The organism is Vibrio sp. 2CM40D, assembly GCF_023161825.1.
Taxonomy (GTDB): domain Bacteria; phylum Pseudomonadota; class Gammaproteobacteria; order Enterobacterales; family Vibrionaceae; genus Vibrio; species Vibrio alginolyticus.
This window is the reverse complement of the sequence record NZ_JALNTL010000001.1, coordinates 161,244-177,836: the sequence shown is the minus strand read 5'-3', so window position 1 is coordinate 177,836 and position 16,593 is coordinate 161,244. Positions and strand designations below refer to the sequence as shown.

Annotated in this window: 14 protein-coding genes, 1 tRNA gene and 1 riboswitch; of the genes, 11 read left to right on the top strand and 4 right to left on the bottom strand. The window is 43.8% G+C overall.

Annotation, left to right across the window (positions count from 1 at the left end):
* Positions 1-2 precede the first annotated feature (2 nt).
* From rsxA to MTF70_RS00755, 3 genes are all read right to left on the bottom strand, one after another.
* The gene (gene rsxA, locus MTF70_RS00765) at positions 3-581 is read right to left on the bottom strand and encodes an electron transport complex subunit RsxA (RefSeq protein ID WP_005380762.1); all 579 of its coding nucleotides are present in this window, start codon (positions 579-581) and stop codon (positions 3-5) included.
* Positions 582-886: 305 nt separating this feature from the next.
* On the bottom strand, positions 887-3,184 hold the full coding sequence (gene pflB, locus MTF70_RS00760; RefSeq protein WP_205461162.1) for a formate C-acetyltransferase: 2,298 nt from the start codon (positions 3,182-3,184) through the stop codon (positions 887-889).
* Between the two features lie 352 nt (positions 3,185-3,536).
* Positions 3,537-3,612 (bottom strand) — tRNA-Asn (locus MTF70_RS00755).
* A gap of 559 nt (positions 3,613-4,171) precedes the next feature.
* Here MTF70_RS00755 and uvrB point away from each other — a divergent pair.
* The 3 genes from uvrB (at position 4,172) to luxU (ending at position 8,240) form a co-directional block, all read left to right on the top strand.
* Positions 4,172-6,202 carry an excinuclease ABC subunit UvrB gene (gene uvrB, locus MTF70_RS00750; RefSeq protein ID WP_017636056.1) on the top strand — a complete coding sequence of 677 codons (2,031 nt, stop codon included), beginning with the start codon at positions 4,172-4,174 and terminating at the stop codon, positions 6,200-6,202.
* Positions 6,203-6,492: 290 nt separating this feature from the next.
* Entirely contained in the window at positions 6,493-7,899 is a 1,407-nt protein-coding gene (luxO, locus tag MTF70_RS00745) for a quorum-sensing sigma-54 dependent transcriptional regulator LuxO (RefSeq protein WP_005380768.1), read from the top strand.
* Positions 7,896-8,240 carry a quorum-sensing phosphorelay protein LuxU gene (luxU, locus tag MTF70_RS00740; protein WP_005380770.1) on the top strand — a complete coding sequence of 115 codons (345 nt, stop codon included), beginning with the start codon at positions 7,896-7,898 and terminating at the stop codon, positions 8,238-8,240. The genes luxO and luxU overlap by 4 nt, the downstream gene beginning before the upstream one ends.
* Positions 8,241-8,377: 137 nt before the next feature.
* On the opposite strand, the gene MTF70_RS00735 is transcribed toward luxU, so the two are convergent.
* Positions 8,378-9,274 (bottom strand): YvcK family protein, encoded by an 897-nt coding sequence (locus MTF70_RS00735; RefSeq protein WP_005388931.1) that lies wholly within the window; start codon positions 9,272-9,274, stop codon positions 8,378-8,380.
* A gap of 175 nt (positions 9,275-9,449) precedes the next feature.
* A riboswitch (molybdenum cofactor riboswitch) is annotated at positions 9,450-9,584 on the top strand.
* Between MTF70_RS00735 and moaA the strand changes: the two genes are divergently transcribed.
* From moaA to oppC, 8 genes are all read left to right on the top strand, one after another.
* Positions 9,573-10,562: a GTP 3',8-cyclase MoaA gene (gene moaA, locus MTF70_RS00730; protein WP_017636052.1), complete on the top strand. Its 990-nt coding sequence runs from the start codon at positions 9,573-9,575 to the stop codon at positions 10,560-10,562. Its footprint overlaps the riboswitch before it by 12 nt.
* Before the next feature lie 101 nt (positions 10,563-10,663).
* Positions 10,664-11,176 (top strand): molybdenum cofactor biosynthesis protein B, encoded by a 513-nt coding sequence (moaB, locus tag MTF70_RS00725; protein WP_042523114.1) that lies wholly within the window; start codon positions 10,664-10,666, stop codon positions 11,174-11,176.
* Positions 11,177-11,202: 26 nt separating this feature from the next.
* Positions 11,203-11,682, top strand: coding sequence for a cyclic pyranopterin monophosphate synthase MoaC (gene moaC, locus MTF70_RS00720; protein WP_005380779.1), 480 nt, complete (start codon positions 11,203-11,205; stop codon positions 11,680-11,682).
* Positions 11,679-11,936, top strand: a complete 258-nt coding sequence (gene moaD / locus MTF70_RS00715; RefSeq protein ID WP_042523112.1) for a molybdopterin synthase sulfur carrier subunit — start codon at positions 11,679-11,681, stop codon at positions 11,934-11,936. Before moaC ends, moaD begins: the two co-directional genes overlap by 4 nt.
* A 1-nt stretch (position 11,937) precedes the next feature.
* Positions 11,938-12,393 carry a molybdopterin synthase catalytic subunit MoaE gene (gene moaE / locus MTF70_RS00710; protein WP_005380781.1) on the top strand — a complete coding sequence of 152 codons (456 nt, stop codon included), beginning with the start codon at positions 11,938-11,940 and terminating at the stop codon, positions 12,391-12,393.
* 531 nt (positions 12,394-12,924) lie between these two features.
* Complete coding sequence (locus MTF70_RS00705; protein WP_017633862.1) at positions 12,925-14,601, top strand: ABC transporter substrate-binding protein; 1,677 nt, start codon at positions 12,925-12,927, stop codon at positions 14,599-14,601.
* Between the two features lie 128 nt (positions 14,602-14,729).
* A complete protein-coding gene (gene oppB / locus MTF70_RS00700; RefSeq protein ID WP_005380786.1) occupies positions 14,730-15,650 on the top strand; it encodes an oligopeptide ABC transporter permease OppB in 921 nt (306 codons plus the stop codon).
* Between the two features lie 15 nt (positions 15,651-15,665).
* Positions 15,666-16,568, top strand: coding sequence for an oligopeptide ABC transporter permease OppC (oppC, locus tag MTF70_RS00695; protein WP_017633861.1), 903 nt, complete (start codon positions 15,666-15,668; stop codon positions 16,566-16,568).
* Positions 16,569-16,593 lie beyond the last annotated feature (25 nt).

The window sequence follows — 16,593 nt, the reverse complement described above, 5'->3', positions numbered from 1 at the left end:
GCTTACTTCACCAAACCTGTAAAGCCCATAAAGGCGAGTGACATTAAACCTGCTGTAATCATTGCTATTGATGCACCTTTAAAAGGTACAGGAACGTCGGCGGCGGCTATGCGCTCTCGCATGGATGCAAAAAGTATCAACACCAATGAGAAACCAACAGCGGCGCCGAAGCCGTAGATGATCGATTCAATAAAGTTATGGTTTTCATTAATGTTAAGAAGTGCCACGCCCAATACTGCGCAGTTTGTTGTGATCAGCGGTAAGAAAATGCCAAGCAAGCGATAAAGCGTCGGGCTGGTTTTGTGCACAACCATTTCGGTGAACTGCACCACAACGGCTATCACCAAAATAAAACTCATGGTTCGAAGGTACTCAATACCTAGTGGACGAAGGATGTAGCTTTCCACTAAATACGCACACACTGACGCGAGCGTTAGCACAAAAGTTGTCGCTAAGCCCATACCTATTGCTGTTTCCAGTTTTTTGGACACACCCATGAAAGGACATAGGCCCAAAAACTTCACCAGTACAAAGTTGTTCACCAGCACAGTGCCGACCAACAACAAAACATATTCGGTCATAGTTATTACGTTCTTAAAATCCGATCTTGATATTATCGTGTTTTGTGACACCAATAACAACCAGTGAACGATGTGGTTTTACATACACGATGGAAAAATAGTCGTCTAATTGATGTATTTTGATGAATCAATAAGAAATTGAATCGTTTGCTGAATGTATTGTTAGCGAGAGGATACTACCTATTAATTTTCATCTAATGTGTGATTTTAAAAAAAGCCCGCCTCTCCCAGGTAGAAAAGAGAAGCGGGCAATGCATATTTACAAGCTAATTATTTAAATCTTCTGAGTGCTTGATGGACTATGTTTATATCTTACTTGTGAAAGTACGAGTGATGACGTCTTGCTGTTGCTCTGTCGTTAGAGAGTTAAAACGTACCGCATAACCAGACACTCGAATCGTCAACTGAGGGTATTTCTCTGGATGTTCAACCGCATCCAATAACATCTCTCGGTCTAGAACGTTGACGTTAAGGTGTTGACCACCTTCAATCGCAATGCCCTCGTTGCTTGCTTCGTGATGGAAGTAACCATCCATTAGCGCGGCTAGGTTTTTCTTCTGACTTAATTCATCTTTACCCAATGCGTTCGGCACAATTGAGAAAGTGTAAGAAATACCATCTTTAGCGTAAGCGAACGGTAATTTAGACACCGATGCCAGAGACGCAACCGCCCCTTTTTCATCACGACCGTGCATTGGGTTTGCACCCGGCCCAAAAGGCATACCTGCGCGACGGCCATCAGGTGTATTACCCGTTTTTTTACCGTAAACCACGTTAGATGTGATTGTTAAAATCGATTGAGTTGGCACTGCTTCGCGGTAGGTGTGCATCTTCTGAATTTTCTTCATGAAGCGCTCAACTAGATCACAAGCGATGTCATCAACACGGGCATCGTTGTTGCCAAATTTTGGATAATCACCTTCGATTTCAAAATCAACGGCGATGCCATCTTCATCACGAACAGGTTTCACGGTCGCGTATTTAATTGCCGCCAAAGAGTCAGCGACAACAGACAGACCTGCAATACCACACGCCATGGTGCGGTGCACGTCGCGATCCATCAATGCCATCAGTGATGCTTCGTAGCTGTAACGGTCATGTGAGTAATGGATGATGTTCAACGCTGTGACGTATTGCGTTGCTAGCCACTCCAACATATTGTCGAAACGAGGCATCAAAGCGTCAAAGTCGAGAATTTCATCTTGAACTTTGTCCACTACCGGACCCACTTGCGCTTTCGATTTTTCATCGATACCACCATTGATGGTGTAAAGCAGTGCTTTTGCAAGGTTGGCACGTGCACCAAAGAATTGCATGTGCTGACCAACAATTTGCGGGCTCACACAACAGGCAATCGCGTAGTCGTCATTGTCGAAATCAGGACGCATTAGATCGTCGTTTTCGTATTGAACCGAAGAGGTATCAATCGACACTTTTGCAGCATATTGTTTGAACGCTTCAGGCAATTGCTCTGACCAAAGAATCGTCATATTTGGTTCAGGAGCAGGGCCCATAGTATGCAGCGTATGTAAGTATCGGAATGTCGTTTTAGATACTAGTGTACGGCCATCAACACCCATACCTGCCATGGCTTCGGTTGCCCAGATTGGGTCGCCAGAAAACAATGAATCGTATTCTGGTGTGCGTAGGAAGCGAACCATGCGTAGCTTCATGATGAAGTGGTCAATCATTTCTTGCGCTTGTGATTCATCAATCAAACCGTTTGCGATATCGCGCTCTAGATAGACGTCTAGGAAAGTCGAAGTACGGCCCAGTGACATTGCTGCGCCGTTTTGCGATTTAACCGCCGCTAGGTAGCCAAAGTAGGTAAATTGGATCGCTTCTTGTGCTGTTTTTGCAGGTAGCGACATATCAATGCCGTATTTCAGACCCATTTGACGAATGTCTTCAAGTGCTTGAACTTGATCGGCTATTTCTTCGCGAAGACGAAGTGTTTTCTCAAGATCGTTGCCTTGTTCTAAGAACGTTTGTGTTGAATTGTATTGTTCTTTTTTGTCTGCTTTTAAGAAGTCGATACCGTATAGGGCGAGACGGCGATAGTCACCAATGATACGACCACGGCCATAAGCATCAGGAAGGCCCGTGATGATGCCGGATTTACGACAGGCTAGAATTTCTTTGGTGTAAAGGTCGAAACACGATTTGTTGTGAGTTTTACGGTATTCAGTGAAGATCTTTTCAACCGTTGGATCCAGTTCGCGGCCATAAACTTCGCACGAGTTTTTTACCATGCGAATCCCGCCATTGGCGATGATTGCACGTTTTAGCGGTTGATCAGTTTGTAAGCCAACGATCTTTTCCAGATCTTTGTTGATGTAGCCTGCATCGTGGGAAGTGATTGTTGAGGGCAAGTCTGTGTCAAAATCAATAGGGGCGTGTGTGCGGCTTTCTTGTTTTATGCCTTCAAGCACTTGGTTCCATAATGCTGAAGTGGATTTGCTAACCTCGGCTAAGAAAGACTCGTCTCCCTCATAGGGTGTATAGTTTTTTTGGATGAAGTCACGAGTGTTGACAGAGTTTTGCCATTCACCAGCAGTAAATCCAGCCCATGCATCTAGCATGTCAGTTGTCGGAATAGTCATAAGTAAATCCCTAAGTTATTGATAATTAGAATGGAGGCGACGAGTAGGACGGAACCATCCTTAACCCTTTTAATCGTATGGATTTATTTATTATGAGTAAAATGAATGCTTTTCATTTTTTCAATGATTAAATTGCATTAATAATAGATTCAATTAGTTATGATTGTTTTTTTGCTAGGAAAGAGACAGAATTAAATGTGTGGTACTGTGAGAACACTATCTATGACAATGTTATGAGTTCTGTAATTTGAACTTATTTCGGTGTGATTTTATGGCGCCTAGATTGGCTTAGATTTCCTGGCGATTAAGATACAAAAAAAGCCGTGTCTTGCGACACGGCTTTTCTATAATCTGGCTCCTCCTGCTGGGCTCGAACCAGCGACCTGCGGATTAACAGTCCGTCGCTCTACCAACTGAGCTAAGGAGGAATTGCTTTGCTTGAAAGCGGGACGAATCTTACCGAGCACTCAAACTACTGTCAACAGTAAAAAAATACATTTTTAGCAAAAAATATTGAGTTAAGGGCTTTACTTTTCTGTATGGCTTGCCAGTAAAGGCTCGAGGTTAGTTATCCACTAAATTTGTGGATAAGTATGTTGATGAGATCTGGGTAAAGAAAGTTGATATGCAACTAAGTTTTTATTTAATGAATTTTTAGTCGGAGTTATGCGTAAAATAAGCAAATAAAACAAAGATTTATCGATGTTAATCAAAAGGTATTCAAAGTGGATAAAAATCAATCTTTTGGGGATAAGAAAGTTTTAAGCTAATTTTTGGGGAAAAGTTGTGGAAACTATAATGTGAAGAATGTGTGTAGCTCTTCAACTAGGGCGAAGTACTATATCAGAGTCACTTTTGTATGGCTATAGCATTCTAGACAAACAAGAAAATTTATTAACAATGATGGTTAAATTCTCGATAGACGTAGATTTCATTAGCTAAGGTGTATATATATACAGCCAAAGCGCAGTAAAATTGAGGAAGGGTATGAGTAAAGTCTATGAATTGGTCTCCGATTATCAGCCGTCGGGCGATCAACCAGGAGCGATCAATCAGTTGCTTGAGGGGCTCGATGCTGGGCTAGCACATCAAACATTGTTGGGGGTCACAGGCTCAGGTAAAACCTTCACACTAGCGAATGTGATTGCTCAAGCCCAACGACCTGCAATATTACTTGCGCCAAACAAAACGCTTGCTGCTCAGTTATATGGTGAGATGAAGTCATTCTTTCCTAATAATGCGGTTGAGTATTTTGTTTCTTACTATGATTACTACCAACCTGAAGCATATGTTCCCACAACAGATACTTTCATTGAAAAGGACGCTTCGGTTAACGCCCACATTGAGCAAATGAGACTGTCTGCCACTAAAGCTTTATTGGAACGGAAAGACGCTATTATCGTTGCTTCGGTTTCAGCTATCTATGGTTTGGGTGATCCGGAATCCTACTTACAAATGATGCTTCATTTGCGACGTGGAGATGTGATTGATCAGCGTGATATGCTTCGTCGCCTAGCGGAGCTCCAATACTCACGCAATGATGTTGCTTTTGAGCGAGGGCAGTTCCGTGTCCGTGGCGAGGTGATTGATATATTCCCTGCTGAATCAGACCAAGACGCTGTGCGCGTTGAGATGTTTGACGATGAGGTGGATTGCATCAGTGTGTTCGACCCATTGACAGGCGTGGTGAAACAACGAGACTTGCCGCGCTATACCATCTATCCCAAGACGCACTATGTGACGCCAAGAGATCGCATTCTTGAAGCGATTGAAAATATTAAAGTCGAACTAGAAGTGCGCAAAAAGCAGCTTCTAGATAACAACAAGCTACTGGAAGAGCAGCGAATTAGCCAGCGCACTCAATTCGATATCGAAATGATGAATGAGTTGGGCTTTTGCTCCGGTATCGAAAACTATTCTCGTTATCTCAGTGGACGCTCGGAAGGTGAGCCGCCACCAACCCTGTTTGACTACTTACCTCATGATGGCTTGTTGATCATCGATGAATCTCACGTGACAGTACCGCAGATAGGTGCCATGTATAAAGGTGACCGTTCGCGTAAAGAAACGCTAGTGGAGTTTGGTTTCCGGTTACCTTCAGCTTTGGATAATCGTCCACTGAAGTTTGAGGAGTTTGAAGCACTAGCGCCACAAACGATTTTCGTCTCTGCTACGCCTGGAAATTACGAACTAGAAAAATCGGCGGGTGATGTAGCGGATCAAGTCGTTCGTCCTACAGGCTTGCTTGACCCTGAGTTGGAAGTTCGCCCAGTAGCGACCCAAGTCGACGACCTATTGTCTGAGATCCGTATTCGCGCTGCTAAAGATGAACGAGTTCTGGTTACAACACTGACCAAACGAATGGCTGAAGATCTCACCGAATACCTTCACGAACATGATGTTAAGGTACGTTATTTACACTCAGACATTGATACTGTTGAGCGTGTGGAAATTATCCGTGACCTTCGTCTTGGGGAATTTGACGTGCTGGTGGGAATAAACTTATTGAGAGAGGGCCTGGATATGCCAGAGGTCTCGTTAGTTGCAATTTTGGATGCGGATAAAGAGGGCTTCTTGCGGTCTGAACGCTCACTCATTCAGACCATTGGTCGTGCTGCACGAAACATCGAAGGTAAGGCGATTTTATACGCTGACCGAATCACCAACTCAATGAAAAAGGCGATGGATGAAACTAACCGTCGTCGCGAGAAGCAGGAAGCGTACAACGAAGAAATGGGTATTTCGCCACAAGCGCTCAAACGAAATATCAAAGACATCATGGAACTTGGCGATATCACTAAGTCTAAACGCCAGCGTAACACTAAACAGGTACCATTATCGAAAGTGGCGGAGCCTTCGCAAACTTACGAGGCACTGTCCCCTCAGCAGCTAGAAAAAGAAATCAGTCGACTGGAGGCAGCGATGTATCAGCATGCGCAAGATTTAGAATTTGAGTTAGCGGCACAAAAGCGTGACGAGATTGAAAAACTACGAGCGCAGTTCATCGCAAATAGTTGAACAAACTTACCGATTTAACTATCCAAGCATTTTAGGTCGCTTGTAAAAAAAGAAGCCAATAGGCAGTCGGGTCTATTGGCTTGTTTTGTGAACATATCGTTCACTAACAACGTCAGTTGGCTAGGTGACCCGAGGGGTCACTATCGTTACAGCATGGTTTGTGCCACTTTTTAAATAATTGATATTATTTTTGAATTTTTTCCTTTGCCCATAATTTAGCTAATGTTATTTGCAAAATGCAAAGCGTAATGCGATTATTGTTTAAAACACAACAAAATAATAGCTAGGTTATGCAACAAAAACCCGAAGGCCCAAAGTCTCGTTACCTTTTAATGGTCGAGGACACCGCATCTGTTGCGGCTCTGTACCGCTCATACCTGACACCGCTTGGCATAGATATCAATATTGTCGGCACAGGTAGGGATGCCATTGAGAGCCTAAATCATCGAATTCCAGATCTTATTTTACTCGATCTCCGTCTGCCAGATATGACGGGGATGGACGTTTTACATGCCGTTAAAAAGAGTCATCCCGACGTACCTATAATCTTTATGACCGCTCACGGTTCTATCGATACCGCTGTCGAGGCCATGCGTCATGGCTCACAAGACTTTCTAATTAAACCGTGTGAAGCAGACCGTTTACGTGTCACGGTTAACAATGCAATTCGTAAAGCGACCAAGCTAAAAAATGAAGCCGATAATCCAGGCAATCAGAGCTATCAGGGGTTTATCGGCAGTAGCCAAACCATGCAGCAGGTTTACCGTACGATAGATTCCGCGGCGAGCAGTAAAGCGAGTATTTTTATCACTGGTGAAAGTGGTACTGGTAAAGAGGTATGTGCCGAGGCAATCCACGCAGCAAGTAAACGTGGTGACAAACCTTTTATTGCAATTAACTGTGCTGCAATTCCAAAAGATTTGATTGAGAGTGAACTGTTTGGTCACGTAAAAGGGGCCTTTACTGGTGCTGCGAATGATCGTCAAGGTGCTGCTGAGTTAGCGGATGGCGGCACACTTTTTCTAGATGAGCTTTGTGAGATGGACTTGGATTTACAAACCAAGTTGCTACGATTTATTCAAACGGGCACATTCCAAAAAGTGGGTTCCTCAAAAATGAAGAGCGTGGATGTGCGCTTTGTTTGTGCCACTAACCGTGATCCTTGGAAAGAGGTACAAGAAGGTCGATTCCGTGAAGATTTGTACTATCGTTTGTATGTCATTCCTTTGCATTTACCGCCTTTACGCGAACGAGGCGAAGATGTTATTGAAATTGCATACTCACTGTTAGGTTACATGTCACACGAAGAAGGAAAAAGCTTCATACGTTTTGCGCCTGATGTCATCGAGCGATTCAACAGCTATGAGTGGCCGGGTAACGTTCGTCAGTTACAAAACGTGCTACGCAATATCGTTGTTCTAAACAACGGTAAAGAGATTACGTTGGACATGTTACCGCCACCGTTGAATCAACCGCTTGACCGTCCGTCGTCTGTGGCTAAATTAATTGAGCCGAAAGCGATGACCGCATCTGAGATTATGCCATTATGGATGACGGAAAAAATGGCAATCGAGCAAGCGATTGAAGCATGTGATGGCAATATTCCTCGAGCGGCGGGATACCTTGATGTCAGTCCGTCGACGATTTACCGCAAGTTACAGGCATGGAACGGCAAGGAAGAGCGGCAAAAAGTATGAGTGTAAATGTATTAAATCAGCAAAAAATAGATGAACTGTCGATGGAAATTGGCAGTGACAACGTACCTGTACTGTTCGATATCTTCCTAGGAGAAATGGATACCTATATCGAGAACTTATCCCAACTACAGGGGGCAGAGCGATTAGCTTACTCAAAAGAAATCAGCCACGCGTTGAAAAGTAGTGCTGCGAGCTTTGGGGCAGATCGCCTTTGTGAACTGGCGATGTCCATAGACAAAAAAGCGAAAGCCGGTGAGTTAACTGCTGAGTCTGAGGTGTTAGAGGTTATGTTCGATCTTTTGCACGAAACTCGAGATGCTTATCGCTCTTGGCGACAGTAGCTATTTATTCCTATTAACCATTTTTCTTAGTAAACATCTGTTCTTACTGGATGCCTGAACTAAAACCCTTCGATGACAGAAGGGTTTTCATTATCAATAAACAACTTAAAAGAGGGCGCTAGTCAGGTAACGTGCTCCTAGATAGAAAGTTGTAGCTGATTTTCAATCGCTAGTTTGAGCTTGTTTCTATCGTGACGCCAGTCTCGGTTAGAGGAGGCGAGTGACTCCGTCACTACATTCCATTGACTTAAGACGTCTTGCTCGGTTTTCTCTGCTAGAACCACGTCTATTTTTCTTCCTTGACAGGCACGTTCACACCATTCTAATTTTTGAGCCATCGTCATTCGTCCCGCTGGGCCGTATTCTGGACTCAGGTTAGCAACAAAAATGACTTTTGCTTTTGTGTTTGCTGCAATCGCTTTGCCGAGTTCAGGCAGCAATAAAGGAGGCATGATACTAGTTAAAAAACTGCCAGGGCCAAGAATAATCGCGTCCGCTTCCGCCAAAGCTGTGATGGCTTCTTTGGTAGCAGGCACTTCTGGTGAAAGATCCAAACGTCGCAAGTCTGCTTTCATTTCGTCGACATTTGTTTCTCCCGTAACCCACTTCCCATCTACGGATAACGCGGAAAGATCCGAAGGGTGTTCGGACATAGGAAGGATGTTAACGTCGACTTTTAACATATTGCGAATCAGATTAATGGCATCTAAAGGTCTGACCGATAAGTTATCGAGTGCAGTAAGCATCAAATTACCAAGATTATGACCATCAAGTTCGCCAGTTCCTTTGAAGCGATATTCAAACATCATAGAACTGATCGAAGGCTCTGTAATGAGCTGATTAATACAGTTACGTGTGTCTCCCCAAGCGATTCCTCCTTGGCAGTGACGAATTCTTCCTGTTGAACCACCATTGTCAGTCGTGGCAACAATCCCAGTTGCATTGCTGCCAAAATCTCGTAATGCGGCCAGCATTCGACCTAAGCCATGACCACCGCCAACAGCGACCACTTTTTTATCTGTGTAGATATTCATTATGTTCTTCTAATAATCTAATAAAAAACGGCTACAATTTATCTTAAGGAGTGTCTTAAAGGTACTCACTTAGCGGTAAATTGTGTCTCTAGAGAGTTTTTTATCACTCAAGTCTGGATTCCATTACAAATATTAAGTATTTTACACCGCAAAGCTATCAGAGATTTCATATCTCTGGTTGCCATAACTCCGAGCTCACTATTGCTAAGTCCTTGGATAAGCGTTTTGAGCCAGTGGCATACTGTCACAAGGGCATGATTGGAAATGGCCATGCCTCCCGTGTTTGGAAAGGTGTTCCGTGGCGCAACAATTCGAAGACAAATTTCATCGTAAGTTTTATTACTTGCGTCTGTCTGTGACCGACGTATGTAATTTCAAATGTACCTATTGCCTTCCTGATGGCTATAAGCCTTCGGGCAATAAAAACTCGTCTTTTTTATCTCTCCCTGAAATCAAACGGGTCGTAAAAGCATTCGCTGATTGTGGCACGTCAAAAGTGCGCATCACTGGTGGTGAGCCTAGCTTACGCAAAGATTTTACCGACATTATCCATTCAGTAGCGGCGACGCCTGGCATTCAAAAAGTTGCAACGACAACCAACGGCTATCGCATGGCAAAACAAGTCGCAGATTGGCGTGAAGCGGGTTTAACCCACATTAATGTCAGTGTGGATAGCCTTGACCCGCGTATGTTTCATCAAATCACAGGTGAAAATAAGTTTACTGAAGTCATGAATGGTATCGAACGTGCGTTCGAGGTCGGTTATGAGCAAGTAAAAGTTAATGTGGTGTTGATGAAAGATCTGAACCATCACGAGCTGCCAGCGTTTCTTAACTGGATAAAAGATCGTCCAATCCAACTGCGTTTCATTGAGTTGATGCAAACGGGTGAGATGGATGAGCTATTTAATAAGCACCATGTATCCGGAGTGGCAATTCGTAACCAGCTAATTGCAAATGGTTGGTTGCTGAAAGTGCGCTCGCATAATGATGGTCCTGCGCAAGTATTTGTTCATCCTGATTACAAGGGTGAAATAGGTCTTATCATGCCTTATGAAAAAGACTTTTGTGAAAGCTGCAACCGACTGCGCGTTTCTGCGATGGGTAAGCTGCACCTATGTCTGTTTGGAGACCACGGTGTAGAATTGCGTGATCTTTTGGAACGTGATGAGCAAGAGAGTGAGCTTATTGAACGTATCCAGGCGCAGTTACAAACCAAGTCGGTAAGCCATTTCTTGCATGATGGCAATACTGGTATGACGCCACACCTCGCGTCTATCGGCGGCTAACTTCATTCAATTTTTAGAGCGAGTTCACTGATAAGCTGGCTCTAACTTTTTCCGAATCGATACCAAGCGTATCAAAGCTAATTAAGAGAATAGGTGAACAAATGGGTCACGCTGAAAGCAAATTCCAACCTGCAAATATTGCCGTTCTAACGGTATCTGACACTCGTTCTGAAGAAAACGATACCTCTGGTCGTTACCTAGCTGAGCATGCTCAAGAAGCGGGTCACAACGTAGTAGACAAGCAAATTGTTATTGATGACATGTACAAGATCCGCGCGATTGTTTCTCAATGGATTGCTGATGAAAGCGTACAAGCGATCATGATTACTGGCGGTACAGGTTTCACCTCACGTGATAGCACGCCAGAAGCACTTAAGCCTCTATTTGATAAAGAAGTTGAAGGTTTTGGTGAGTTGTTCCGTATGGTGTCGTACGAAGAGATCGGTACGTCTACGATTCAGTCTCGTGCGATTGCTGGTTTTGCTAACCACACCGTGATCTTCGCAATGCCTGGTTCAACTGGTGCGTGTCGCACAGGCTGGACAAAAATTATTAAACAGCAGTTGGATGCAAGTCATCGCCCTTGTAACTTCATGCCACACCTATCTGTATAACCTTTCCTAAAAGCGAAGGAAAAATAATGACCCAATTTACACATATCAATGCTTCTGGCGAAGCAAACATGGTTGACGTGTCAGCAAAAACGGAGACGGTTCGTGAAGCTCGTGCTGAAGCATTTGTTCACATGGCCCCAGAAACACTTCAACTGATTGTCTCTGGCCAGCACCACAAAGGTGATGTATTTGCGACGGCTCGTATTGCTGGTATTCAAGCTGCGAAGAAAACCTGGGATTTGATTCCACTTTGTCATCCGCTACTACTCTCTAAAGTTGAAGTTCAACTGGAAGCTATCGAAGCAGAAAACAAAGTTCGCATCGAATCAGTATGTAAACTTGCGGGTAAAACTGGTGTGGAAATGGAAGCGCTCACGGCAGCTTCCGTTGCTGCTCTAACGATTTACGATATGTGTAAAGCAGTACAAAAAGACATGGTCATTGGTCAAGTTCGTCTACTAGAGAAAACGGGTGGTAAATCTGGTCACTTTAAGGTGGAATCATGATTAAAGTACTTTTCTTTGCTCAAACTCGCGAGCTGATTGGCATCGACAGTGTCGAGTTAGACGGGCCGTTTGAAACGGTGGAATCCATTCGTGCACATCTAGTGGAAGAAGGCACTAAGAAAGATGGCAAGTGGGATTTAGCACTCGAGTCAGGAAAGCTACTTGCTGCAGTGAACCAATCTATCGTCCCTCTGGATACACAAGTAAAAGCAGGTGATGAAGTTGCGTTTTTCCCGCCGGTAACTGGGGGTTAAGATGGATTCTCGTGTTTCTGTACAAATTGAAGACTTTTCGGTTGAGCAAGAATATCAACGTCTATCTGAAGGGACGGCTGCCGGCGCTGTCGTTACATTCGTTGGTAAAGTTCGAGATATGAACCTTGGGGATAATGTGATTGGTTTACATCTAGAGCACTATCCGGGGATGACAGAGAAGAGCTTGAGCGACATTTGCGATCAAGCTGAGTCTCGCTGGCCACTATTAGGTGTACGCGTGATTCATCGTGTCGGAGACATGGATAGCGGTGATCAAATTGTATTTGTGGGCGTTTCTAGTGCGCACCGCGGCGCGGCATTTGATGCGTGCGAGTTCATCATGGATTATCTGAAGACCCAAGCACCATTTTGGAAAAAAGAGCGTACGACGAATGAAGATCGTTGGATTGAGTCGCGCGACACCGATCATCAAGCTGCACAGCGTTGGGAAAAATAGAACTAACCCGCATTCTAGTGAAAAAAGCTAAGTGCTAATGGCACTTAGCTTTTTTTGTATTTATCTTCATTGTATTGCTCACTTTGTTTCAATATTTCCTATCTTTTGTCTGGTGATATTCTTCACAATAAAAGTTTTTTGCCCAATATATAAACAATTATTTGTTAGACTTGATTTGTCATAAATGTTAAATGATGTGTAAATATCTAGCATAAGATGCTAGTAAATGGTTTAAACTCAGATTAATCGAAAGTTTCGCCTGTTAAATGTCGCTTCTGGTCTTTATTTGGCTGGTGAATGCTTTGGAGTTAGAGTTTACTGCTAGATATGTGTGGTTTGGTCAGCATTATTGGTTTTTTTGCTACATTTTTATGGCAAATTACTTCAATGATTGCTAATGTGTGCCGCAGTCTTTGTAAGGTTTTAGACTTTTGTGCTCAGAAAGCGCACTAAAAAAATCTAAAACTCTGACCGTTCCAGGCCCTTACAAAGAAGTCATGGATGCTAACGAAAAAATTTGGAGTTTTACGCATGTATAAGAATAAAATCACGCGCGCTTTATTTATTGGTGCTGGTCTTTCTCTCGCTCTAGCTGGTTGTGGTGAAAAGCCTGCGGAGAAACAAGCTGCTGAGCCTGCTCCGGCTCCAGCCCCTGAAGCTAAATCTGATTCTAAAGAGCCAAAACTTGCTGCTGTTCAAGAATTGGTGCGTGGTAACGGTACAGAAGTTGCGACAATAGACCCTCATAAATCTCAAGGTGTTCCAGAATCCCACGTGATTCGCGATCTTCTTGAAGGCCTTGTAAACCAAGATGCGGACGGTAACACTATCCCTGGTGTTGCAGAATCTTGGGAAACTGAAGACAACAAAACATACACTTTCCACTTACGTGAAGACGCAAAATGGTCAAACGGTGATCCTGTCACTGCAGGTGATTTCGTTTACAGCTTCCAACGCGCAGTCGATCCAGCAACCGCCTCTCCATATGCTTGGTACATGGAATACACCAAGATGAAGAACGCAAAAGACATTGTTGCGGGTAAAAAAGATAAGAGCGAGTTAGGTGTTAAAGCGGTTGACGATCACACGTTAGTGGTTGAGTTAGATACTGCAGTACCATATTTTGTAATGATGATGGGCCACACGACAGTGAAACCTGTTCATCAAGCAACTGTTGAAAAGTTCGGCGATCAATGGACGAAGCCAGAGAACTTTGTAGGTAACGGTGCTTATGTTGTTGACAACTGGGTTGTAAACGAGCGTTTGGTTCTAAAACGTAACGAACAGTACTGGGACAACGAAAACACGACGCTTGACCAAGTTACTTTCCTACCAATCGAGAACCAAGTAGCGGAAATGAACCGCTTCCTAGCGGGTGAAATCGACTTCACGAACGAGCTGCCTACAGAGCACTTCAAGCGTCTGAAGAAAGAGCACCCACAAGAAGTGTCTGTAACCGGTAACTTATGTACTTACTACTACATCTTCAATACGAAGAAAAAGCCGTTTGATGATGTTCGTGTGCGTAAAGCGATTTCTTATGCGATTGACCGTAACATTGTGACTGATGCGATTTTAGGTCAAGGTCAAAAGCCAGCTTACTTCCTAACACCTGAAATTACGGCAGGTTTCAACCCAGAAATTCCTGCATACGGCAAAATGACGCAAGAAGAGCGTAACGCAGAAGCTGCGCGTCTATTGGAAGAAGCGGGTTACGGCGCAGACAACCCTCTTGAATTTAACCTTCTATACAATACATCAGAGAACCACAAGAAACTTGCGGTTGCACTGGGTTCAATGTGGAAGAAGACGCTTGGTCTAGACGTTACGCTAGAAAACCAAGAGTGGAAAACTTACCTATCTACCAAAGATTCTGGCAACTTTGAGGTTGCTCGTGCAGGTTGGTGTGGCGACTACAACGAAGCTTCATCTTTCCTAACGCTGATGATGAGTAATAACACTACTGGTGGTATTCACTACGACAGCAAAGAGTACGATGCGATCATGAACAAAGCATTTGCTTCAACTTCTGACGAAGAGCGCCAAGCACTTTACCTAGAAGCAGAGAAGTTGATGGCCAAAGATATGCCAATCGCACCTATCTACCAGTACGTGAAATCACGTCTACTATCACCGAAAGTTGGTGGCTTCCCAGTAAATAACGCGGAAGACAAGATTTACTCTAAAGATCTCTACATCACAGAGTAATTCGTAACTCGATAGAACTATAAAAATGAGGCCCTACATGTGAGAAATTGCATGTAGCGCCTATCTTTAGTCCAAAAGAATTGGACGACTTCTTTAATTTAACTGTCACAGACTGAAAGAGTGAGTTTATGCTTAAATTCATCGCAAAAAGGATATTTGAGGCGATCCCAACAATGTTGGTTTTGATCACCGTATCTTTCTTTCTTATGCGCTTTGCACCGGGAAACCCTTTCTCGACAGAGCGTCCATTGCCACCCGAAGTAATGGCAAATATCGAAGCTAAATATGGCTTGGATAAACCTGTATTTGAACAATACACCACGTATTTGACCAATGTTATCCAAGGTGATTTCGGACCGTCATTTAAATACCTTGATTACTCAGTAAACGAGCTGATCGCGGTTGCCTTACCTGTTTCGGCTAAAGTGGGCTTCATCGCCTTTATCTTTACTTTGATAATGGGGGTTACCGTCGGTACCATTGCTGCGCTCAAGCAAAATACTTGGATTGATTACACCATTATGTCGACTGCGATGCTTGGTGTCGTAATGCCATCCTTTGTATTAGCGCCTGCGCTTATCTACATATTCTCGCTTCATTGGAATATCTTCCCTGCGGGCGGTTGGCAAGATGGTAGCTGGCAGTATTTAGTGCTTCCTGTTATTGGTATGTCGCTACTGTATGTTGCTACCTTTGCTCGTATCACGCGTGGTTCGATGATCGAAACCCTAAACAGTAACTTTATTCGTACGGCACGTGCTAAAGGTCTAAGTTACCGTTATATCATTATCAAACACGCTCTTAAGCCGGCACTTCTCCCTGTTGTTTCTTACATGGGCCCAGCTTTCGTAGGTATCATCACCGGTTCCGTTGTTATCGAAACCATTTTTGGTCTGCCTGGTATTGGTAAACTATTCGTTAACGCTGCGTTTAACCGTGACTACTCGCTAGTAATGGGGGTAACCATTCTGATTGGTTTCCTATTCATTCTATTCAACGCGATTGTAGATATTTTACTTGCAATGATTGACCCGAAAATTCGCTACTAACAGGGACGTTTGGTTATGTTAACGAAAAAAGAAAACCTAGAAGCGATTGAGAAATTCTCCGAAAACTTGGAGATTGAAGGTCGCAGTCTTTGGCAAGATGCTCGTATCCGTTTCATGCGCAACAAAGCGGCGATGGTGAGCTTATTCCTTCTTGTTCTAATGACGTTGGCGGTTATTATCCTGCCAATGATCGCACCGTACACATTTGATGATACTGACTGGTACGCGATGCACGTTGCACCGAATGCTGACCATTGGTTTGGTACTGACAGCTTAGGCCGTGATTTATACGTGCGTACGCTAATTGGAGGTCGTATTTCGTTGATGGTAGGTGTTATGGGTGCATTTGTAGCGGTACTGATTGGTACGCTCTACGGCGCAGCATCTGGTTTCATCGGCGGTAAAGTTGACCGCGTAATGATGCGTATTCTAGAAATTTTATACGCGGTACCGTTTATGTTCCTGGTGATTGTACTGGTAACATTCTTCGGTCGTAACATCATGCTGATCTTCGTTGCGATTGGTGCTATCGCATGGCTAGATATGGCGCGTATCGTACGTGGCCAGACTCTTAGTCTACGTAGCAAGGAGTTTATCGAAGCGGCACATGTGTGTGGTGTAAGCAACTGGAAAATCATTACTCGTCATATCGTACCGAACGTACTGGGTATTGTAGCGGTATACTCTACGCTGCTTATCCCAAGTATGATTCTAACGGAATCATTCCTATCATTCCTTGGTCTTGGTGTTCAGGAACCAATGACAAGTTGGGGCGCTCTTCTACAAGAAGGTGCACAGACAATGGAAGTAGCAATCTGGCAGCTGGCATTCCCAGCAGTGTTCATGGTTGTGACGCTATTCTGCTTCAACTACGTTGGTGACGGCCTGCGCGATGCGCTGGATCCAAAAGACAGATAATTAAAAGATAAGATTAAGGAAGCAA